Source organism: Actinophytocola sp., from assembly GCF_036555685.1.
Lineage (GTDB): Bacteria > Actinomycetota > Actinomycetes > Mycobacteriales > Pseudonocardiaceae > Actinophytocola.
Genome location: NZ_DATBKY010000255.1, coordinates 1 through 3,980, shown reverse-complemented (window position 1 = coordinate 3,980; position 3,980 = coordinate 1). Strand labels below are relative to the sequence as shown.

Genomic DNA, 3,980 nt, shown 5'->3' with positions numbered 1-3,980 from the left:
TCGGCCTGGTCGAGCAGCGCCTCGGCGGTGTCGAACCCCTCGGGAGCGGTGTACAGCTTCCAGTTCAGACCGGCCACCCCGGCCAGCTGCGCGGCCACCTGCTGTTCGACGGCGGGGTCTTCTTTTTGTGACCCTTGTTCTACAACCAGCGGGCCGACTCCGGCAGACCGATCCGGCCCAACAACAACGCCACCGCGATGACGGTCGACGAGCCGAGGATGATCTTGAAGCTCACCCCGGCGCGGGTGGCGAAGGTGGCGATGACGAAACCGATCAAGAATCCGGAGTACCAGGCAAAGTTCACCGTGGCCATCAACCGGCCCCGCAGATGAGGCGGAGAGAACTCCGACATCATCGGCCAACCAACCGAGTACTCCGCACCGATCGCGATGCCCATCAGCAACCGGATGATCAACAAGGCCTCGAACGACCCGGCGAAGAACTGCGCCGCCGACGCGACCAAGAACAGCGAGATGTCGATGAAGAACAACGGCCGCCGACCCCACTTGTCCGCCGCCCAGCCACCGATCGGGGAACCCGCCAAGATGCCGATCAACGCCATCGCGGCCACCGCCCCGACCTGAGCCGCGGACAGACCGAGATCGGCCGCCAACGTCGTCGTGACCGGACCGATCAAACCCAATATGTAGCCATCTAGTAGCATGCCACCGATCAACACCACGATCAGCCGCCACATGAACCGCCGCTTGAAAGCGTCCGAGGTCGTCTCGTACCTCGGGGCAGGAGACGAGCTCAACTCCCCCGCCGAACCCACCGCCGCTGGATCCGTCCGACCCGCGCTCTTCGTCACGGCCTCATCCGAGGCATCGAACTCACCGGACATGGACAACTCCTGACATAGTCTCTCCTTCGAGATCAGGCACACGAACACGCAGGATTGCGGTCCATGCAGATTCCCCGGTCAACCAGGGCACGGGCGGTGCGAGGAGGATTGATTCGTACGACGCAGCTGCGACCGACCTGATGCCGGCCGATGAGCAGGGATTTCCAAGACCACGAGCGAGCCGTCGAATGGCTCAGGCACCCTCCAAGGCTCGACCAACAGAACTGCTCTCGACGACTGAGCTTAGCCTCAATCCGTGGATGGGTAGTCGGAGGTCGGCGCGCCCAGACGTTGATGTGCCTTCTGTGCTTGGAGAATCAGGAGTGTCGAGTTCCAGGATTCACCGAGCAGCAGAAGGCACTGAAAGTGAAACTACAGGATGGGTGGTCGCGGGCGGTCTCAGTCTTCGATGACGAGCATCTGGTCTCCTGTGCGGGTCTGGTCCCGGTGATGGGTTTGGCCGAGCAGACCGGCTTGGCGGAGCTGATCGCTGACCGGGTGTCGTTCAAGACCAGCACGGTTGCCTCGGCCGGCACGAATCCGGCGGGGAAGCTGACCTCGATCATCGCCGGGATGGCCGCCGGCGCGGACTGCATCGACGATCTCGACCTGCTCCGCTCCGGTGGGATGGGTCGGCTGTTCGGCGGCGTGTACGCGCCGGCCACGCTGGGCCAGCATCTGCGGGAGTTCACCCACGGCCATACCCTGCAGCTGGCCTCGGTGCTGCGGGGCCACCTGGTGAACCTGGTCCAGAACACGGCTCTGTTGCCCGGGATCGGCCAGCGGGTGTTCGTCGACATCGACTCGCTGCTCCGGCCGACCTTCGGCCGCGCCAAACAGGGCGCGAGCTACGGCCACACCAAGATCGCCGGCAAGCAGGTCCTCCGCAAGGGCCTGTCACCGTTGGCGACCACGCTGTCCACGCCGACCGGTGCGCCGGTGATCGCCGGGATCCGGCTCCGCGCCGGCCGGGCCGGCTCCGGGCGGGGTGCGGCGTCGATGGTCAGCGACGCCATCAACCTGGCCCGGTCCGCGGGCGCGGCCGGTGAGGTACTGGTCCGCGGCGACTCCGCCTACGGCCACGCCGCCGTGGTCCGCGCCTGCCGGCGTGCCGGCGCCCGATTCTCCCTGGTCTTGGTGAAGAACTCCACCGTGACCAAGGCGATCCAGACCATTCCCGACGACGCGTGGACCCCGGTTCACTATCCCGGCGCGGTGCCCGATCCGGAAACCGGGGAGTGGATCTCCGACGCCGAGGTGGCCGAGATACCAGCGTTCACCGCGTTCGCTTCCACCCCGCACTCGGTCACCGCCCGGCTGATCGTGCGCCGCGTCCGTGACCGCGCCCGGCTCGACGAGTTGTTCCCGGTCTGGCGGCACCACCCGTTCTTCACCGACAGCACCGAGCCGGCTCCGGCCGCCGATATCACCCACCGTCGACACGCGATCATCGAAACCACCTTCGCCGACCTGATCGACGGGCCGCTGGCGCACCTCCCGTCGGGCCGGTTCGGCGCCAACAGTGCGTGGACGATCTGTGCCGCGATCAGCCACAACCTGCTCCGCGCCGCCGGCACGATGGCCGGGCCGGCCCAGGCCGTCGCCCGCGGCGCGACGCTGCGCCGGACCATCGTCACCGTCCCCGCCAGGATCGCCCAGCCGCAACGTCGGCCCGTGTTGCACCTGCCGGCCCACTGGCCCTGGGCATCGGCCTGGCTCAGGCTATGGGACCGCGTCCTCGGCCAGGCGCTACCACCACCCGTCCCCGCCTGAACCGCGCCCACCCCGCCCGATCACCAGGAACCAAGTGGAAAGCTGGGCAGACCAGCAGCATCCACCTGTCCGCCCACGCCGCCCACCCACACCATGATCAACTTCGGACAGAGCCCCCGTCAACCCAGCCCGGTCCACGGATCGAGGCTAAGTCATCGTGATGCAGTGTTCAATGCATCAAGATGCGACCATCGTCCGGGCCGCCTGTCGGTCAAAGCCCTATCTTCGGCCTGTCGGCCGCATGGACGTACGGTGCCAGCCGGTCGAGGATCTGGCCGAGGTCGGCGTCTCCCCGCCATCGCGCGAGTGCCTCGATCGCCCGGTCGTAGGTGTCGCTGACATCGAGGAAGTAGCGAGCCAGGTATTCGGCGCCGTCGCGCTCGCGAGGAGTGCTCAGCCCGCGCGTGGCCACGTAATCCAACGCGTCCCTTACCCGGGCGCCTTCGGGCATCTCCGGCTGGAGATAGAGAGCGACCTGGAGCGCGGCCGAGCTGTCACCGGTCCGAACGACCGCCTCGACCCAACGACGGACGACGTCGCCGACCTCCAGCTCCGGCCGGATCGGCCGATAGTTCCCCACGACCCAGATGTAGTTCCGGACCGCGTCGGACGGCACTGGGTCGGCGAAGGCGTCCAGGACCTCCGGCTCCGGGGCCGCGATCTCTGGCCGCGGCGGCACCACCGTGAGGAGCCGTGCCAGCGCTCGGTTGATCCGCTCCGAGTCGCCGGACGCCCAGACCGCCGACAAGTCATCGTCCCCGTCGTTCATCGCCGTGTCCATCTCTCGATCACTTCTTGACCCCGAAGCCCGGGTTCGCCCTCTGGTGAGCGAACCAGGCATCCCCGCCCGCCCGCAACTTCTTCTCGCGGTCCACGGCGTCGGCCCTCGCCTGCTTCAGTGCCTCATGGAACTGCGGCGGGAATGCTTTGAGCTGGAGGTCGATGGTGGAGATGATCGTCTTCAGGTTGTCGGCGTAGTTGATGCACTTGTGGCCGTGGTACGTATCCTCGCCCACCGGCTTGCCCGTGTCGATCTCCTCGTACGCCGCGCCCTCGGCTGTTCGGTCGCGGACGGTGCCGTAGTTCGTCGTCTCGGCATAGACGTTCTTGACGGCCGCCACCTGGGCCGCGACCTGGTTCGTCGGGTCGACCGCCTTGCGCCCGTCGTCGATCGCCTTTCCGACCGAGCTCGTCGGTCCCTCCAACAGCTTCTTGACCGTCTTGACCTGCGCCGGAGTCGTGATGTTCGTCGGGACACCCTTGAGCGCCTGCGCCAACACCTTGTGCGCGTTGGTGATCTTGCGCAACGGCGTCTCTGACAGGGTGAGCGTCCCGGCGGGAGCCAGCACGCCATTGATGATCG

The 3,980-nt window shown here is 67.0% G+C and carries 4 protein-coding genes; 1 reads left to right on the top strand and 3 read right to left on the bottom strand.

The genetic code is table 11. The features are described from left to right. Positions 1 to 139: 139 nt before the first annotated feature. Positions 140 to 844, bottom strand: a complete 705-nt coding sequence (locus tag VH969_RS25590) for an MFS transporter (protein ID WP_331978611.1) — start codon at positions 842 to 844, stop codon at positions 140 to 142. A gap of 366 nt (positions 845 to 1,210) precedes the next feature. Between VH969_RS25590 and VH969_RS25585 the strand changes: the two genes are divergently transcribed. After that, entirely contained in the window at positions 1,211 to 2,617 is a 1,407-nt protein-coding gene (locus VH969_RS25585) for an IS1380 family transposase (protein WP_331978613.1), read from the top strand. Positions 2,618 to 2,828: 211 nt separating this feature from the next. Here the strand turns inward: VH969_RS25585 and VH969_RS25580 are convergent, their stop codons facing one another. After that, on the bottom strand, positions 2,829 to 3,398 hold the full coding sequence (locus VH969_RS25580) for a hypothetical protein (RefSeq protein WP_331978609.1): 570 nt from the start codon (positions 3,396 to 3,398) through the stop codon (positions 2,829 to 2,831). 7 nt (positions 3,399 to 3,405) lie between these two features. Then, on the bottom strand, positions 3,406 to 3,980 hold a 575-nt coding region (locus tag VH969_RS25575), incomplete at its 5' end, for a hypothetical protein (protein WP_331978607.1).